15 protein-coding genes and 1 pseudogene are annotated in these 18,311 nt (G+C 41.5%); 13 read left to right on the top strand and 3 right to left on the bottom strand.

Features of this window, described 5'->3' with window-relative positions; all coding sequences use genetic code 11:
- The first annotated feature begins 13 nt into the window (after positions 1 to 13).
- The 11 genes from kdsA (at position 14) to ACT8YW_RS05720 (ending at position 13,036) form a co-directional block, all read left to right on the top strand.
- Entirely contained in the window at positions 14 to 814 is an 801-nt protein-coding gene (gene kdsA / locus ACT8YW_RS05770; protein WP_444104309.1) for a 3-deoxy-8-phosphooctulonate synthase, read from the top strand.
- A gap of 81 nt (positions 815 to 895) precedes the next feature.
- Positions 896 to 3,733, top strand: a complete 2,838-nt coding sequence (locus ACT8YW_RS05765) for a M16 family metallopeptidase (protein ID WP_444104308.1) — start codon at positions 896 to 898, stop codon at positions 3,731 to 3,733.
- Positions 3,734 to 3,756: 23 nt separating this feature from the next.
- Entirely contained in the window at positions 3,757 to 5,250 is a 1,494-nt protein-coding gene (locus ACT8YW_RS05760; protein ID WP_444104307.1) for a DUF5687 family protein, read from the top strand.
- A gap of 38 nt (positions 5,251 to 5,288) precedes the next feature.
- A complete protein-coding gene (locus ACT8YW_RS05755; RefSeq protein WP_004301798.1) occupies positions 5,289 to 5,996 on the top strand; it encodes an ABC transporter ATP-binding protein in 708 nt (235 codons plus the stop codon).
- 25 nt (positions 5,997 to 6,021) lie between these two features.
- The gene (locus tag ACT8YW_RS05750; protein ID WP_009000529.1) at positions 6,022 to 6,645 is read left to right on the top strand and encodes a C40 family peptidase; all 624 of its coding nucleotides are present in this window, start codon (positions 6,022 to 6,024) and stop codon (positions 6,643 to 6,645) included.
- A gap of 26 nt (positions 6,646 to 6,671) precedes the next feature.
- The gene (locus ACT8YW_RS05745; protein WP_444104306.1) at positions 6,672 to 7,556 is read left to right on the top strand and encodes a TraB/GumN family protein; all 885 of its coding nucleotides are present in this window, start codon (positions 6,672 to 6,674) and stop codon (positions 7,554 to 7,556) included.
- A 38-nt stretch (positions 7,557 to 7,594) separates the two neighbouring features.
- Positions 7,595 to 8,233 (top strand): HAD-IA family hydrolase, encoded by a 639-nt coding sequence (locus ACT8YW_RS05740; protein WP_302825993.1) that lies wholly within the window; start codon positions 7,595 to 7,597, stop codon positions 8,231 to 8,233.
- A gap of 194 nt (positions 8,234 to 8,427) precedes the next feature.
- Complete coding sequence (gene rplU / locus ACT8YW_RS05735; protein WP_004316691.1) at positions 8,428 to 8,745, top strand: 50S ribosomal protein L21; 318 nt, start codon at positions 8,428 to 8,430, stop codon at positions 8,743 to 8,745.
- A gap of 21 nt (positions 8,746 to 8,766) precedes the next feature.
- Positions 8,767 to 9,030 (top strand): 50S ribosomal protein L27, encoded by a 264-nt coding sequence (gene rpmA / locus ACT8YW_RS05730; RefSeq protein ID WP_004301792.1) that lies wholly within the window; start codon positions 8,767 to 8,769, stop codon positions 9,028 to 9,030.
- 272 nt (positions 9,031 to 9,302) lie between these two features.
- Positions 9,303 to 10,577, top strand: a complete 1,275-nt coding sequence (serS, locus tag ACT8YW_RS05725) for a serine--tRNA ligase (protein WP_004301791.1) — start codon at positions 9,303 to 9,305, stop codon at positions 10,575 to 10,577.
- A gap of 158 nt (positions 10,578 to 10,735) precedes the next feature.
- A complete protein-coding gene (locus ACT8YW_RS05720; protein WP_004301790.1) occupies positions 10,736 to 13,036 on the top strand; it encodes a bifunctional dihydroorotate dehydrogenase B NAD binding subunit/NADPH-dependent glutamate synthase in 2,301 nt (766 codons plus the stop codon).
- A 210-nt stretch (positions 13,037 to 13,246) separates the two neighbouring features.
- On the opposite strand, the gene panD is transcribed toward ACT8YW_RS05720, so the two are convergent.
- Both panD and panC read right to left on the bottom strand, forming a co-directional pair.
- On the bottom strand, positions 13,247 to 13,600 hold the full coding sequence (gene panD, locus ACT8YW_RS05715) for an aspartate 1-decarboxylase (protein WP_004301789.1): 354 nt from the start codon (positions 13,598 to 13,600) through the stop codon (positions 13,247 to 13,249).
- An 18-nt stretch (positions 13,601 to 13,618) separates the two neighbouring features.
- Entirely contained in the window at positions 13,619 to 14,464 is an 846-nt protein-coding gene (panC, locus tag ACT8YW_RS05710; protein ID WP_004301788.1) for a pantoate--beta-alanine ligase, read from the bottom strand.
- Positions 14,465 to 14,606: 142 nt separating this feature from the next.
- On the opposite strand from panC, the gene ACT8YW_RS05705 reads away from it, so the two are divergent.
- Both ACT8YW_RS05705 and ACT8YW_RS05700 read left to right on the top strand, forming a co-directional pair.
- Positions 14,607 to 15,440 (top strand): glycogen/starch synthase, encoded by an 834-nt coding sequence (locus ACT8YW_RS05705; protein WP_444104305.1) that lies wholly within the window; start codon positions 14,607 to 14,609, stop codon positions 15,438 to 15,440.
- Positions 15,441 to 15,460: 20 nt separating this feature from the next.
- On the top strand, positions 15,461 to 17,161 hold the full coding sequence (locus ACT8YW_RS05700; protein WP_444104304.1) for a DUF4270 domain-containing protein: 1,701 nt from the start codon (positions 15,461 to 15,463) through the stop codon (positions 17,159 to 17,161).
- 221 nt (positions 17,162 to 17,382) lie between these two features.
- On the opposite strand, the pseudogene ACT8YW_RS05695 reads toward ACT8YW_RS05700, so the two are convergent.
- A pseudogene (locus tag ACT8YW_RS05695) lies at positions 17,383 to 18,311 on the bottom strand (alpha-amylase); the annotation flags it as partial.

Genomic DNA, 18,311 nt, shown 5'->3' with positions numbered 1-18,311 from the left:
GGTAAATAATAAAATGATAGAACTTAAGAACAACCCCGCCGGCAACTTTTTCCTGTTGGCCGGTCCGTGTGTGATAGAAGGTGAAGAAATGGCAATGCGCATTGCCGAACGAGTAGTAAAGATCACCGAAGCACTGCAAATTCCTTATGTATTCAAAGGTTCTTACCGTAAGGCAAACCGCTCACGTCTGGATTCGTTTACCGGCATTGGCGATGAGAAAGCACTCAAAGTATTGAGAAAGGTACATGAGACTTTCGGAGTCCCCACCGTAACCGATATCCATACCGCAGATGAAGCTGCCATTGCAGCCGAATACGTGGACATACTTCAAATCCCGGCTTTTCTTTGTCGCCAGACCGACTTGTTGGTTGCCGCAGCCAAAACCGGAAAAACGATTAACATCAAGAAAGGACAGTTCCTTTCACCGCAGGCAATGCAGTTTGCTGCCGACAAAGTGGTGGAAGCCGGAAACAAGAATGTGATGCTTACCGAACGCGGAACAACTTTCGGCTATCAGGATCTTGTTGTAGACTACCGTGGTATCCCCGAAATGCAATCATTCGGCTATCCGGTGATTCTGGACGTCACTCACTCCTTGCAGCAACCCAACCAGACCAGTGGGGTAACGGGAGGAATGCCGCAGTTGATAGAGACTGTCGCCAAAGCAGGTATCGCCGTAGGTGCCGACGGAATATTCATCGAAACACATGAAAACCCTGCCATAGCAAAAAGCGATGGTGCCAATATGTTAAAGTTAGACCTTCTGGAAGGACTGTTAACTAAGCTAGTCAGGATACGGGAAGCTATAAAATAACTCTTTTCCCTGTCTATTTGTGATTTACAACCAAGCACAACGACAAATAACACAGAAATATTTATTTAAACTAAATAGAACATGAAACATTTATTACGTGGATTATTTATTGCAGTCCTTTTTATATGCTGCAATTTCCAGCTCGTACTTGCACAACCCATGCAAGAGTTACCTGTAGACAAGAATGTGCGTATCGGTAAACTAGACAACGGGCTTACCTATTACATTCGCCACAACGCCCTTCCCGAAAAACGAGTTGAATTCTACATCGCCCAGAAAGTAGGTTCCATTCTTGAGGAACCGCAACAACGTGGTCTGGCTCACTTTCTGGAGCACATGGCTTTCAACGGAACAAAGCACTTCCCGGGTGATGAAACCGGACTTGGCATCGTGCCCTGGTGTGAAACAAAAGGTATCAAATTCGGCACGAACCTGAATGCATATACCAGTGTCGACCAGACGGTGTACAACATCAGCAACGTACCAACTGAAAATATAAACGTGGTAGACTCTTGTCTGCTGATCCTTCACGACTGGTCGAACGCTATCAACCTTGCCGACAAGGAAATTGACAAAGAGCGTGGCGTTATCCGCGAAGAATGGAGAAGCCGCAACAGTGGTATGCTTCGCATCATGACTGATGCACAGTCGACTCTGTATCCGGATTCTAAATATTCAGACTGTATGCCTATCGGAAGTATTGATGTTATCAACAACTTCCCTTATCAGGATATCCGCGATTATTATGCGAAATGGTATCGTCCGGACTTACAAGGAATCGTTATTGTAGGTGATATCAATGTAGATGAAATTGAAGCTAAACTGAAAAAGGTATTTGCAGATGTAAAAGCTCCGGTAAACCCGGCCGAACGTATCTACTATCCAGTGGCAGATAATCAGGAACCGCTGATCTATATCGGTACAGACAAGGAAGTGAAGAATCCTTATGTGAACATCTTCTTCAAACAAGACGCTACACCGGATTCTTTGAAAAATACCATTGCTTATTATGCTACTCAGTATATGGTCAGCATGGCTATGAATATGCTGAACAACCGTTTGAACGAACTCCGCCAAACTGCTAATCCTCCTTTCACTAGTGCAAGCGCAGAATATGGAAACTATTTCCTTGCCAAGACTAAAGAAGCCCTCGCACTTGATGCAAGCAGCAAAATAGACGGTATCGATTTAGCAATGAAAACAGTTTTGGAAGAAGCTGAACGTGCACGCCGCTTCGGATTTACCGCATCAGAATATGAACGCGCACGCGCCAACTATCTGCAAGCCGTAGAATCTGCTTACAACGAACGTGAAAAGACTAAAAGTGGTTCTTACGTCAACGAATACGTTAACAATTTCCTTGAAAAAGAACCGATTCCGGGAATCGAAGTTGAATATACACTGGTAAACAAACTGGCTCCGAATATCCCTGTAGAAGCTGTCAATCAGGTGATGCAACAACTAATCACTGACAACAATCAGGTGGTTTTGCTGGCCGGTCCGGAAAAAGAAGGAGCAAAATACCCTACTAAAGAAGAAATTGCTGCTTTATTGAAACAAATGAAGTCATTCGATCTGAAACCTTATGAAGATAAAGTTTCTAACGAACCGCTAATCTCTGAAGATATTAAAGGTGGCAAGATTGTTTCTGAAAAAGCTGGTGAAATCTATGGTACGACTAAGTTGGTACTTTCCAACGGCGTAACCGTATATGTGAAGCCAACTGATTTCAAGGCTGACCAGATTGTAATGAAAGGTGTAAGCCTCGGTGGTACCAGCGTATTCCCGAACGAAGAAATTATCAATATCTCTCAATTAAACGGGGTAGCTCTGGTAGGTGGAATCGGTAATTTCAGCAAAGTGGATCTGGGTAAAGCTTTAGCCGGCAAACGTGCAAACGTAGGTGCGGGTATCGGCAACACTACGGAAACAGTTTCCGGTAGCTGTGCTCCGAAAGACTTTGAGACAATGATGCAGCTTACTTATCTGACTTTCACATCTCCGCGTAAGGATAATGAAGCATTCGAATCTTACAAGAACCGTCTGAAAGCTGAACTTCAAAATGCCGACGCTAACCCGATGACTGCTTTCAGTGACACTATTACAAGCGTACTATACGGTCACCATCCACGCGCTATCAGAATGAAAGAAAACATGGTAGACCAGATCAACTATGACCGTATTCTTGAAATGTACAAAGACCGCTACAAAGATGCAAGTGATTTCACTTTCTTCCTGGTAGGAAATGTAGACTTGGCTACAATGAAACCGTTAATCGCCAAATATCTGGGAGGTCTGCCATCTATCAACCGTAAAGAAACTTTCAAAGATAACAAGATGGACATCCGCAAGGGAGAGATCAAAAATGTATTTGCGAAAGCACAGGAAACTCCGATGGCTACCATCATGTTCCTTTATAGCGGCACTTGCAAATATGACTTGCGCAACAATGTCCTGCTTAGCTTCTTAGATCAGGCTCTGGATTTGGTTTACACTGCTGAAATCCGTGAAAAAGAAGGAGGTACATACGGTGTAAGCTGTAACGGAAGTCTTGGTAAATACCCGAAAGAGGAACTTGTTCTTCAGATTGTATTCCAAACTGACCCTGCCAAGAAAGATAAATTGTCTGCTGTTGTTGTAGAACAACTTCACAAAATGGCAAAAGAAGGTCCGTCTGCCGAACACATGCAGAAGATCAAAGAATATATACTGAAGAAGTATAAAGACGCCCAGAAAGAAAACGGCTATTGGCTTAATAATATGGACGAATACCTCTACACGGGTGTAGATAATACAAAAGACTATGAAAAGTTGGTCAACAGCATTACAGCGAAAGAAGTGCAAGACTTCCTCGCCAAATTGCTGAAACAGAACAACGAAATTCAAGTCATCATGACCGTGCCGGAAGAAAACAAATAAAAATTCTCTAGTATATCTACCGAATGATGATATTCAACGAATTACGCAAACATGGAAGGCTTGCCGCCAAACGGCATCCGATGTATGAAAAGAACAAAGTTGCTAAAATACTCGGTTATATCATGGGCGCATTCTGGGCCGGTTACCTGATATTCTTCGGTACGACGTTCGCGTTCGGATTTTCTGATATGGTTCCCAATCGGGAACCATATCATGTGATGAACGCAGTGGTTCTGATCTTTATCCTGGCACTGGACTTTCTGTTGCGTGTTCCGTTTCAAAAAACACCGACGCAGGAGGTAAAACCTTACCTCCTGCTGCCGGTTAAACGAATTCGTGTCATCGACTTCTTACTGATCCGCTCGGGACTAAGCCTGTTCAACCTGTTCTGGTTGTTTCTGTTTGTCCCTTTTTCCTTCATCACTATTACCAAGTTTTTCGGTATCCCCGGTGTCATCACCTATCTTATCGGTATCTTGCTATTGATTATTGCCAATAATTACTGGTACTTGCTTTGTCGCACTCTTATCAACGAACGTATTTGGTGGATTCTATTACCTATCGCTTTCTACGGTGGAATAGGCTGCCTTCTTTTCATTCCCGAAGATAGTCCTCTCTTCTATTTCTTCATGGATCTGGGAGACGGATATATACAGGGCAACATTCTCTATTTTCTCGGTACCATACTTGTGATTGCCATTTTATGGCTGATTAACCGCAAGATCATGTCCGGACTTATCTATGCAGAGCTGGCAAAAGTAGAAGATAGCCAGATTAAACATGTCTCCGAATATAAATTCTTCGAACGCTACGGGGAAGTTGGCGAATATATGAGGCTGGAACTGAAAATGCTTTTACGCAACCGCCGCTGCAAAGGTGCATTACGCAATATCGCAATTGTAGTGGTGGCTTTCTCCGTCGCACTTAGCTTTTCCAGTGTCTACGACGGGAATTTCATGACTTCTTTCATCTGTGTATACAACTTTGCCGTATTCGGAATGATTATCCTTTCACAGATTATGTCATTCGAAGGTAATTACATTGATGGCCTGATGTCTCGTAAAGAATCAATTATGAGTCTGCTGAAAGCCAAATATTACACATACAGCATTGGCGAAATCATACCTTTCATACTCATGATTCCCGCCATCATCATGAATAAACTCACTTTACTGGGCGCCTTCGCCTGGTTTTTCTATACCATCGGCTTTATTTATTTCTGTTTTTTCCAACTGGCTGTCTACAACAAACAGACGGTACCCTTAAACGAGAAAGTGGCAAGCCGGCAAACGAATAGCGCTATACAGATGGTGGTTAATTTCGCTGCTTTCGGTGTGCCTCTCATCTTATACAGTCTATTAAATGCATTTTTAGGTGAAACAATCACTTACATAATTCTGTTAGTTGTCGGTCTCGGATTTACCCTGACTTCTCCTTTATGGATTAAAAATGTATATCATCGTTTCATGAAACGGCGATACGAAAACATGGAAGGCTTCAGAGACAGCCGCCAATAAACGCTCATGAATCATTAACCATATAAACATTGAAGATCATGATTATCATTGACAAACTTAAAAAGAATTTCGGTGAGAAGATTGCCGTAGACATAGAACACTACGAAATCAATCAAGGCGATATGCTCGGATTGGTGGGAAACAACGGTGCCGGTAAAACAACTCTCTTCCGAATCATGCTGGATCTGCTAAAAGCAGATGATGGTAAGGTGATTATTAATGATATTGATGTCAGCCAAAGCGAAGACTGGAAAAGCATTACCGGTGCTTTCATTGACGATGGTTTTCTGATTGATTATCTCACTCCGGAAGAATATTTCTATTTCATCGGAAAGATGTACGGACTAAAGAAAGAAGAAGTGGACGAACGTCTGATTCCTTTCGAACGTTTTATGAGTGGAGAAGTGATCGGGCACAAGAAGCTAATCCGCAACTACTCCGCAGGTAATAAGCAAAAGATCGGAATTATTTCTGCCATGCTTCATTACCCGCAATTATTGATACTGGACGAACCGTTCAACTTCCTCGATCCAAGTTCTCAGTCTATCATCAAACATCTGCTCAAGAAATATAATGAGGAGCATCAAGCTACGGTTATTATATCCAGTCACAACCTCAATCATACCGTAGATGTATGTCCGAGGATCGCTTTATTGGAACACGGTGTCATCATCCGGGATATTATCAACGAGGACAACTCCGCAGAGAAAGAACTGGAGGATTATTTTAATGTAGAAGAAGAGTAAACGGTAAATAGGGAATGATAAAATAATGAATGGTAAGTATTCATCCTTACCCAAATTATTGCATAAACTAATGATGATGAGATATATAACAGAAAAGTCTGATAGCCATAAGTCTAGTATAAAGAAACCTGATAAAAAGAAAAGATACTTCCTGCAATTCATCCTTTTATTAGGACTGGTTGCCAGCCTTAGTTCCTGCCGCACTTCCGCGCCCCGGCTGGATTATCAAGCATTGGCGCGAGCTTCTATATTGTTGGGGGTAGATATTAATATGGAGGATAACCATAAGCTCTATCTGGAAGCAGCCGACTGGATAGGGGTTCCCTATCGTGGTGGAGGTGATTCGAAACGAGGAGCCGACTGTTCGGGATTAGTTTATCAAGTGTACCGTAAGGTATACCGCACCCAAGTGCCGCGTAACACGGAAGATCTGAAAAAAGAAAGTAATAAAGTCGCCAAGCGGAATCTCCGGGAAGGAGACTTGGTATTCTTCACCAGCAGTCGTTCAAAAAATAAAGTAGCTCATGTAGGCATTTACCTCAAAAACGGTAAGTTTATTCATTCCAGCACCAGTAAAGGAGTGATCGTCAGCAACTTGAACGAGAACTATTATACCAAACACTGGATAAGCGGCGGCAGGATACGTTAATTATCAACTTCTAATGATATAAAATTATGAAATCATTCATCGGAGCAGTTCTATTTATTTGCGTGGCATTCAGCGCCAATGCACAGCTTTTATGGAAAGTGTCCGGCAACGGACTGAACCAACCTTCCTATATCATAGGCACTCACCATCTGGCACCGTTCAGCATCATGGATAGCATTGCCGGACTTAAAAAGGCTATGAATGAAACTCTACAAGTATATGGAGAGATGAAAATGTCGGAAATGCAATCGCCTGCCACCATGGAAAAGATGCAAAAGGCAATGATGATTGAAAGTGATACCACGCTGAACTCTCTCCTTTCTCCGAAAGACTTTGAGACTGCTAATAAATTCTGCAAAGAAAACCTGATGGTAGATTTAAATATGGCTCCGAAGCTAAAACCTGCCTTCTTATTAAATAATGTAGTGGTGATGGCTTACGTAAAACATATAGGGAAATTCAACCCGCAAGAGCAACTCGACACATTCTTTCAGAGCCAAGCCATCCAAAACGGAAAAAAGGTGGACGGACTGGAAACTGCAGAATTCCAATTCAACCTGCTTTTCAATGGCACTTCACTACAACGGCAAGCACAACTATTAGTGTGCACTCTTAACCATATAGAGACTGAAGTAGAAAACCTGAAAAGGCTCACAAACGCCTACATGAAACAAGATCTGAACACCATGCTTAAAATCAGCGAAGAGCGTAAAGGCGATCAATGTGACGCACTTCCCGGCGAAGAAGATGCTATGATTTACAACCGTAATAAAACATGGGCTGAAAAACTACCGGCAATCATGAAGGCTGCCCCGACTTTTGTTGCAGTAGGCGCCCTGCACCTCCCCGGAGAAAAAGGATTATTAAACTTACTAAAAAGACAAGGATACACGGTAGAAGCTGTGAAATAAAAAAAGTATTTAGTACTTTTGCGGAAAAGTTTTCCCCAATGAACTACAAAACCTATTTATTCGATTTCGACTACACACTAGCCGATTCGTCGCGTGGTATCGTTAAGTGTTTCAGAATTGTGCTTACCCGGCATCAGTATTTAACCGTTACTGATGAAGCTATCAAGCGTACAATCGGCAAAACATTGGAAGAATCATTCAGTATCCTTACCGGAATTACCGACCCGGCACAGCTGGAGGCCTTCCGGCAGGAGTACAGACTGGAAGCTGATGTGCACATGAATGTAAATACCCGTCTTTTCCCCGACACATTGTCTACGCTGAAAGAATTGAAGAAACGGGGCGCCCGCGTCGGAATTATCTCTACTAAGTATCGTTTCCGGATATTGAGTTATCTGGAAGAATATCTGCCTAAGGATTTTCTTGATATAGTAGTGGGAGGAGAAGATGTTAAAGCACCGAAACCTTCGCCGGAAGGAGTTAAATTTGCATTGGAACATCTGGGAAGTAGCACCGAAGAGACATTGTATATCGGAGATAGCACCGTAGATGCCGAAACAGCGCAGAATGCAGGAGTCGATTTTGCAGGTGTGCTGAACGGAATGACAACTGCAGAGGAACTTCGTGTTTATCCACACAAAATCATTATGCAAAATTTAGGAGAATTAGTCCAATAGGCTACAATGAGAGCTAAAATGCTCATTTATTTGCCGTAATCATTTTATCTCCTATAAAAAATAAAAGAAATATTTGTCGGGAACGAATAAAAATAGTACTTTTGTGCCCGATTATTCCGCAACGGGTTCGATAAAGAGTTCTTTAAGTGATTAAAGACCACCCGCCGGAGCTAACTTATACATTTATATATAAGATGTACGCAATTGTAGAGATTAACGGTCAGCAATTTAAAGCAGAAGCTGGTCAAAAGTTGTTCGTTCACCACATCGAAGGTGCAGAAAACGGTTCAACAGTAGAATTTGAAAAAGTTCTTTTGGTAGACAAAGACGGAAACGTAACAGTAGGTGCTCCTACCGTAGAAGGCGCTAAAGTTGTTTGCCAGGTTGTTTCAAACTTGGTTAAAGGCGACAAAGTTCTTGTTTTCCACAAGAAAAGAAGAAAAGGACACAGAAAACTGAACGGTCACCGTCAACAGTTCACTGAATTAACAATTACAGAAGTAGTAGCTTAATCAATTAAAAAGTAAGAAAAAATGGCACATAAGAAAGGTGTCGGTAGTTCTAAGAACGGCCGCGAATCACAAAGTAAAAGATTAGGCGTTAAGATATTTGGTGGCGAAGCTTGCAAAGCAGGTAACATCATCGTTCGTCAAAGAGGTACTGAATTCCACCCGGGTGAAAACATCGGAATGGGTAAAGACCACACTCTTTTCGCTTTAGTAGATGGTACAGTTAGCTTCAAAGTTGGCAAAGAAGACAGAAGATATGTTTCTGTTGTTCCTGCTACCGAGGCATAATTGCACAACTGAAAATATTTAAGAGAAGGAGATGTAATCCAATGGATTACATCTCCTTTCTTTTTACACAACCAGAGTTTTATATATCACTCTAAAAGAGACATATATATATCATTCACTGCACATATGTTTATTATACAGCTCAATACATGTATTATATATATATCATAGACATATCATATATATTATATATAACACATATATTTGCTTGATTATTCGTTTTTTCTTTATCTTTGTAGCCTTAAATAAGAAAGTTCATAAAAAGTATAGATATGCTTACCATTAAACAAATTACAGAAAACACAGAGGCGGTACTCCGCGGACTGGAAAAGAAGCATTTCAAAAATGCAAAGGAAACGATCGACCAAGTGATCGCTCTTAACGACAAGAGACGTAGCACACAAAATGAATTAGATAAGAATCTGGCAGAGGTTAACTCGCTTTCACGCACCATCGGTCAACTGATGAAAGAAGGCAAGAAAGAGGAAGCTGAAACTGCACGTGCCCGCGTTGCCGAACTAAAAGAAGGTAACAAAGAATTAGACGCCGCTATGACACAGGCTGCAACAGATATGCAGAATGTACTTTATACCATCCCCAACATTCCTTACGACAGTGTACCCGAAGGTGTAGGCGCTGAAGATAACGTAGTGGAAAAAATGGGAGGTATGGAAACTGAACTTCCTAAAGATGCGCTCCCCCACTGGGAACTGGCTAAGAAATATGATTTAATAGACTTCGACCTGGGTGTAAAAATCACAGGTGCAGGTTTCCCTGTATATAAAGGTAAAGGCGCACAACTTCAACGCGCTCTTATCAACTTCTTCCTGGACGAAGCACGCAAATCCGGATATACTGAAATCATGCCACCAACAGTAGTTAACGCTGCTTCCGGCTATGGCACAGGACAGCTTCCTGACAAAGAAGGACAAATGTATCATTGCGAAGTAGATGATTTATATCTGATCCCGACAGCAGAAGTACCTGTAACCAACATCTACCGTGATGTAATTTTGGAAGAAAAACAGTTGCCAATCATGAATTGTGCCTATACACAATGTTTCCGTCGTGAAGCTGGTTCCTATGGTAAAGATGTGCGCGGCCTGAATCGTCTGCACGAATTCTCCAAAGTAGAATTGGTTCGCATTGACAAACCGGAACACTCCAAACAATCTCATCAGGAAATGCTCGACCACGTAGAAGGTCTGTTGCAAAAACTGGAACTTCCATATCGTATCCTCCGCCTCTGTGGTGGTGATATGAGTTTCACTGCTGCCCTTTGTTTCGACTTCGAAGTATATTCAGAGGCACAGAAACGCTGGTTGGAAGTAAGTTCCGTATCCAATTTCGACACCTATCAGGCCAATCGTCTGAAATGCCGTTACCGTAATGCAGAAAAGAAAACCGAACTCTGCCACACACTGAACGGTTCAGCATTAGCACTGCCACGTATCGTTGCTGCCCTACTCGAAAACAACCAGACTCCGGAAGGCATTAGAATTCCGAAAGCGTTGGTTCCGTACTGCGGCTTCGACATGATAGACTAAGACTTGATCTGACAGACTAATAAAAGCACCCTTATATAGAGAGCCACTCATCAAAAGAGTGGCTTTTCTTTTATATTTCGCAAATAAGCTGTATCTTTGCCAAAATTTATATCATTCTGATAGCAGTTACGTAATAAAAACAACAAATTAATTAGATAATGAACAAAATCATTAGCAAGGAACGCTTTTCTGAAAAAGTATTCAAATTTGAAATTGAAGCTCCTTTAATTGCTAAATCTCGTAAGGCCGGACACTTCGTCATCGTACGTGTAGGCGAAAAAGGAGAACGTATGCCATTGACTATCGCAGGTTCCGATCTAAAAAAGGGCACCATTACTCTGGTAGTGCAGGAAGTCGGGCTTTCTTCTACCCGTCTCTGCGAGCTGAATGAAGGCGATTATATCACTGACGTAGTAGGCCCACTCGGACAAGCTACCCATATAGAAAAATTCGGAACAGTAATCTGCGCTGGTGGTGGTGTAGGTGTGGCTCCGATGCTTCCTATCGTACAGGCTTTGAAGGCTGCCGGTAACCGTGTTATCACCGTATTGGCTGGACGCAATAAAGATCTTATCATCTTGGAAAAAGAAATGCGTGAAAGCTCTGACGAAGTAATTATCATGACGGATGACGGTTCTTACGGCCGGAAAGGTCTGGTGACAGAAGGTGTAGAAGAAGTTATCAAACGTGAGAAAGTAGACAAATGTTTCGCTATTGGCCCTGCCATCATGATGAAATTCGTTTGCTTGCTGACTAAAAAATATGAAATTCCGACAGATGTTTCGCTAAATACGATCATGGTGGACGGAACAGGTATGTGCGGTGCTTGCCGTATCACTGTAGGAGGAAAGACTAAATTCGTTTGTGTAGATGGTCCGGAATTCGACGGTCACCAAGTGAATTTCGACGAAATGCTGAAACGTATGGGTGCGTTCAAGAATATCGAACGCGAAGAAATGCATAAGCTGGAATCGGAATGTGAAGCAACCAAAGAAATAGATGAAAAAAGTCGTAATGCTGCTTGGAGACAGGAATTACGTAAATCCATGAAGCCAAAAGAACGTACGGCTATTCCTCGTGTAGAGATGAATGAACTCGATGCTGAATACCGTTCACACAGCCGTAAAGAGGAAGTTAATCAAGGATTAACAGCGGAACAGGCTGTTACAGAAGCGAAACGCTGTCTCGACTGTGCTAATCCGGGATGTATGGAAGGTTGTCCGGTAGGCATTGATATTCCCCGCTTCATTAAGAATATCGAACGCGGCGAATTCCTCGAAGCTGCTAAAACATTGAAAGAAACAAGTGCGCTCCCTGCAGTTTGCGGTCGTGTGTGCCCACAAGAAAAACAGTGCGAATCAAAATGTATTCATCTGAAAATGAATGAAAAGCCGGTAGCTATCGGTTATTTGGAACGTTTTGCAGCTGATTACGAACGTGAAAGCGGACAAATCTCCGTACCTGTCATTGCAGAGAAAAACGGCATTAAAATAGCTGTTATCGGTTCAGGACCTGCAGGATTGGCATTTGCCGGAGATATGGCTAAATATGGATATGATGTAACTGTATTCGAAGCGTTGCATGAAATTGGCGGTGTATTGAAATACGGTATCCCCGAATTCCGTTTGCCAAACAAGATTGTAGACGTAGAAATCGACAACCTCGGTAAGATGGGCGTTAACTTCATCAAAGACTGTATTGTAGGAAAGACTATCGGTGTAGAAGACTTGAAAGCGGAAGGTTTCAAAGGAATATTCGTGGCTTCCGGTGCCGGACTGCCAAACTTTATGAATATCCCGGGAGAGAACTCTATCAATATCATGTCTTCAAATGAATACCTCACCCGTGTCAATTTGATGGATGCCGCCAGCGAAGATTCGGACACTCCGGTAGCATTCGGTAAGAATGTGGCAGTAATCGGTGGTGGTAACACAGCTATGGACTCTGTCCGTACGGCAAAACGTCTTGGCGCTGAACGTGCTATTATTATCTATCGTCGTTCGGAAGAAGAAATGCCTGCGCGTATCGAAGAAGTAAAACACGCCAAAGAAGAAGGAGTTGAATTCCTCACTCTGCATAATCCTATCGAATATATTGCTGATGAACAAGGTTGCGTAAAACAGGTTATTCTGCAAAAGATGGAATTAGGCGAACCAGATGCTTCCGGACGTCGTAGTCCTGTAGCCATCCCGGGAGCAACAGAAACAATCGATATAGACCTGGCCATTGTCAGCGTTGGGGTATCTCCCAACCCGATTGTTCCAAGCTCTATCAAAGGACTAGAATTAGGACGAAAAGGAACTATCGCAGTAAATGACAACATGGAATCTTCTATCCCAATGATTTACGCAGGTGGCGACATCGTTCGCGGTGGAGCTACCGTAATTCTGGCGATGGGTGATGGCCGTAAAGCTGCCGCTGCTATGAATGAGCAACTGAAAACAAACGCCGGCAACTAACTGCCGCTTATTAACACCCGGGCTAAACTTCCCTAACACGTGGGATAACTACATCTGACACGTGGGCGGAAGTTTATCGAGAGGTGGGCTAAAACCAACTCACACGTGGGTAGAACATCGATCACCCCCGGCATAAAAAGTAGAATAAGAAAAGCCCCGTTTACGAAATGTAAACGGGGCTTTTCTTATTTCAAATATCAAAGATACTTTCTACTTTACCACTTTGTTCGTCGCAGGATCAGGGAAAATTACAGCCGGTTTAAACGACTTGGCTTCCTCAAAATCCATCAATGCATAGGACATGATTATCACAATATCATCGGGTTGCACCTTGCGGGCAGCAGCACCATTCAGACAAATTTTGCCCGAACCGCGTTCACCTTTGATAATGTAGGTTTCAAAGCGTTCACCGTTGTTATTATCAGCGATATACACTTTCTCTCCCGGAATCATGTTTGCAGCATCCAGCAGGTCTTCATCAATCGTGATACTACCCATGTAGTTCAGATTTGCCTCCGTGACACGTGCACAATGAATTTTCGACTTCAACACTTCAATCATCATAAGGTTTCGTCTTTTTAGTTATTCTTTATATTTAATGTTATCGATCAGCCGGACCTCTCCACAGAACACTGTGATGCATCCTACTGCATAGGAAGTATCTTCCCAATTGCTAATTTTCTGCAATGTGTTTCCGTCTACGATCTCAAAATACTCCATACGCAAACCCGGAGCGGCTTCAATCGCATCTTCAACCATCTTTTGCGTCTCGCTCACTGTATGAGTGGCTGCAAAGTTACGACTTTTAAATAAGGTGCGAGAAATATTTAAAGCATTTTCACGTTCTTCTGCAGATAAACGTTTGTTCCGGCTACTCAATGCCAGTCCGTCTTCCTCACGTACAATTGAACAACCTACAATTTCAAGGTTATATTTCAATTGTCGAACCATCTCACGAATAATCGCTAACTGCTGGAAGTCTTTCTCTCCGAAATATGCACGATCCGGCTGTACAGCATCAAACAGCTTGCTGACAATTTGGCAAACACCGTTAAAATGTCCCGGACGGAAAGCTCCTTCCATCACCGTATCCAATGGTGCATAGCTAAATTGACGGGTATCCGGTTCCGGATACATTTCGCTAACTGAAGGAGAAAAAGCGAAATCCGCCCCGCATTCTTCCAACAAACGGCAATCTGCATCCAATGTACGCGGATATTTCTCCAAGTCGTTTTTATCGTTAAACTGTGTGGGATTCACAAAAACACTCACAACAGTTACACCATTCTCACTTACGCTGCGCTTTACCAGAGATGCATGTCCCGCATGTAAAGCACCCATTGTAGGAACCAGTCCCACCTTTTTACCTTGGGCTCTTAGGGCAGTCAATTCTGCCTGTAAGTCCTTGATAGTGTGCACTACTTTCATTTTCGTCAATTGGTTTATGTTTTACTCGTTTGCAAAAACTCTGCAAAATAAACTAATATTTGCCACATAAAGAAAGAATATCTTATTTAATGTGTCTTTTTTTTCGTATCTTTGCAGAATATTATAGTGAACTATTGTTATTATGACAAAGGCGAATAAAGTTTTATTTATTACTCAAGAGATTACACCTTACGTTTCAGAATCCGAAATGGCCAATATAGGTAGAAACCTTCCACAGGCGATACAAGAAAAAGGCCGTGAAATCAGAACCTTTATGCCTAAATGGGGAAATATCAATGAGCGCAGAAATCAACTGCACGAAGTGATCCGCCTCTCTGGTATGAACCTGATTATCGACGATACTGACCACCCCTTGATTATAAAAGTTGCTTCTATCCAATCCGCACGTATGCAGGTATATTTCATCGATAACGATGATTATTTCCAGAATCGTATGCAGACAACGGATGAAAATGGTATAGAATATGATGATAACGATAGCCGTGCCGTTTTCTATGCACGCGGTGTATTGGAAACAGTGAAAAAGCTTCGCTGGTGTCCTGATGTCATTCATTGTCATGGCTGGATGACAGCTTTAGCTCCTCTTTATATTAAGAAAGCCTATAAAGACGAGCCTTCTTTCCGCGACGCTAAAGTGGTATTCTCTGTTTATGAAGATGATTTCAAGAGTACACTTAGCGACGATTTCGCAACAAAACTGATGCTGAAAGGTATTACTAAGAAAGATTTAGGTGATTTGAAGGAACCGGTAGACTACGCCGCTCTTTGCAAACTCGCTGTCGACTATTCGGACGGAGTAATACAAAACAGTGAAAAGGTAGACGAGGCTATTATTGAATATGCCCGCCAATCTGGCAAATTGGTACTTGACTACCAGAACCCGGAAAACTATGCAGATGCCTGCAACGAGTTCTACGATCAAGTATGGGAAGCCACTGCAAACGAAGAAGTATAAAAAATCAAGATACGACGATCATGAAAGCAAAATACGCCTTAATAGCTTTACTGGCAATCACCTTTTGGGGTTGTGATGACAACACTGCCGGACTGGGATTGGGAATGTTTCCGGGAAGCGACCAGAATATCAATGGAAAGCTATCTACATTTGATGTAACTACCGAATCCGTTCATGCCGGTGAGATTTATGCAATGACTAATGTGGGGTACGTAGGTAAGTTTACTGATGAAACATTTGGAACTTATCAGGCAGGTTTCTTGGCAGAACTCAACTGCCCGTCAGGAATGACATTCCCTGGAGTATATGATGGTACTGCTTTGGACGAAAAGAAGAAAGCTACCCGCGTAATGGTAGATGAAGCTGGACTAGGAGATGACGTGGAGCCAATATACAACAGTCAAAATAAGCTTATAGGTAACATACATACAATTGAGCTTTACTTGTGGTATAGTAGTTACTTTGGAGATTCGTTAACAGCTTGTCGTTTAAGTGTCTATGAATTAAACAAAAACTTAGATACTGAACATGCCTATTATACCAATATTGATCCGGAAGAATATTACGATCATGCAAATCCCGACAACAGCCTATTAGGCACGAAAGCTTATACAGCAGTCGATCTTTCAGTAAAAGACTCTATTCGTAATCTTAGTACGTATGTCCCTAGTGTTCATGTTTCTTTCAGAGACGAAGCTGCCAAGGAAATTGGTAAAGAGATTATAAAAAAAGCCAATGAGTTAGGTGTCAATCTTGACAATAAAGAGTTTAGGAAGATTTTTAAGGGAATTTATGTAAAAAGTGATTACGGTGATGGTACGGTACTTTACATAAATCAAGCTCAAATGAACGTAGTGTATAAATGCTATGCTGTCGATACAATTACTGGTCTTAAATTGCAAAAGAAAGTAGCAGAAGAAAATGGAGAGTATAAAGACTCTACTTACTATGGATATCGTACCTTTGCTACTACTCGCGAAGTCATTCAAGCAAATCAGTTAGAAAACGATGAAGTGGCTATTCAAAAGTGTATTGATAATCCCGACTGGACTTACTTAAAAAGTCCGGCAGGAATTTTTACTCAAATAACTCTTCCTGTTAGTCAAATAGCAGAGAAACTTCAAGGAGATACTCTAAATGCAGTAAAATTAGGAATTCCGATCTATAATGAAACGAGTGATAAAAAGTTTGGCATGTCTACTCCTAATAATGTTTTATTAATACGCAAAAAGTATAAAGATAGTTTCTTCAAAGGTAATCAACTTAGTGATGGTATAACTTCATCTCTATTTACTCCTACGACAACTAGCTTTACTCAATATACATTCAACAACATTACTCAAATGATTAATGATTGTTTAGGTGATGGAGAAAGAGAAAAAGCGGAAAAAAGCTTACCGATGACTCTCGAAATAACCAATTCATCAGGAGAAAAAGTGAAACAAACAGTCACTACTATTGAAGAATGGGAAAAATATAGTGATTGGAATAAGTTCATACTTATCCCAGTACTTGTAACCACAGATTCTTCTTCAAGTAATAGCTATTATGGTTCTTCGAGCAATGTTATTAGCATACAACATGACCTGAAACCTGGTTATGTACGTTTAAAAGGAGGTAGTAAAGGAAGCATACAAGATGCTCAAGGCAACCCTTTACATCCAGAGCATTTACTTAAACTTGAAGTTGTCTCTACAAACTTCGGAACAAAATCAAAATAAAAGACAAGTAAAATAATCTATAAAATAATAGCACAGGTTACAATTAGAGCAACCTGTGCTATTATTTTATAGATATATTCAGATGAAGCCGGCAAGGTAAATTTCACTCTTTGCATTATAACAAAGACATTCATTAGAATCCCTTAAATCTCTATTATAAAAAAACCGTAAGTGCATTTTATCTCACTCACGGTTTCTACATATAATAAGCCTTATTCTTCTTATTTAGCAGTAGCCTTTTTTGCTTTACCTGTAGCCTTCTTCGGCTCCGCAGCAGCTTTCTTAACTTCAGCTTTCTTTGCAGCAGGTTTTGATTTAGCAACAGCTTTTTCTTTTACTGTCGGTTCTTTAGCATCAGCAGTCTTCTTAACAGTTGCTTTCTTTGCAGCCTCCACTTTTGCCTGCAATTTAGCCACTTCTTTCTCCAACTCTGTAATCTCATCTCCCTGGTTCTTAATTGTAGTCAACAAAGAATTTAATTCTTCACTGTCTACATCGGCAGGATATAGTGCATCTACCCGTTTGATAAAGTCACCCAGAATATTCATATAGTTAGTGAAAGCATCATAAGGAGAATCATAGATTCCACGATTCAACCACATACCATTATTCTTCGTTGTCATAAAACGGAAGTTATTGCTAGCCTGCAAATAATCCCAATCCTGTTTGATACGACGGTCGTCACACAAATGAACACGTTCAGCTACACTATACAATTTATTGAAAGCCTCGCGTTGCATAACATTACCCAGCCAACAACTAGTATCTCTCTCTTCATCCACCCATGACATCGGATATGCAACATCGAGCTGTGACACAGATTTCAGTTTCGTTACAATTTCTGTCGGTGTAGAGAAAGTGACTCCCTTAGCCTTTGCACATTCCGGCAACGCTTTCAAGAATTCAAGAATATTAGAAGATAACGGTTGAGCCATACCAAGTGCACTCAATTCCATGAAGATATTGATGACTTGTTCTTCTTGTGGCAATGCATCAATCCAATTAATATACTTATCAGCAAACAAAGGATATTCTGCCCACTCCGAATTAGAAAAGCGCAAACTGATGTCGTCAGAGAGTTTGAAATCCCGCAATAAGAGCTTAAGACTTGGAGCTTGATTACAGTGATAAACATAATGTGGACTCTTCC

Source organism: Bacteroides sp. (assembly GCF_052357945.1).
Classification (GTDB): Bacteria; Bacteroidota; Bacteroidia; order Bacteroidales; family Bacteroidaceae; genus Bacteroides.
Note: the sequence above shows the minus strand (reverse complement) of the source record. Positions and strands in the feature narration are given on the sequence as shown.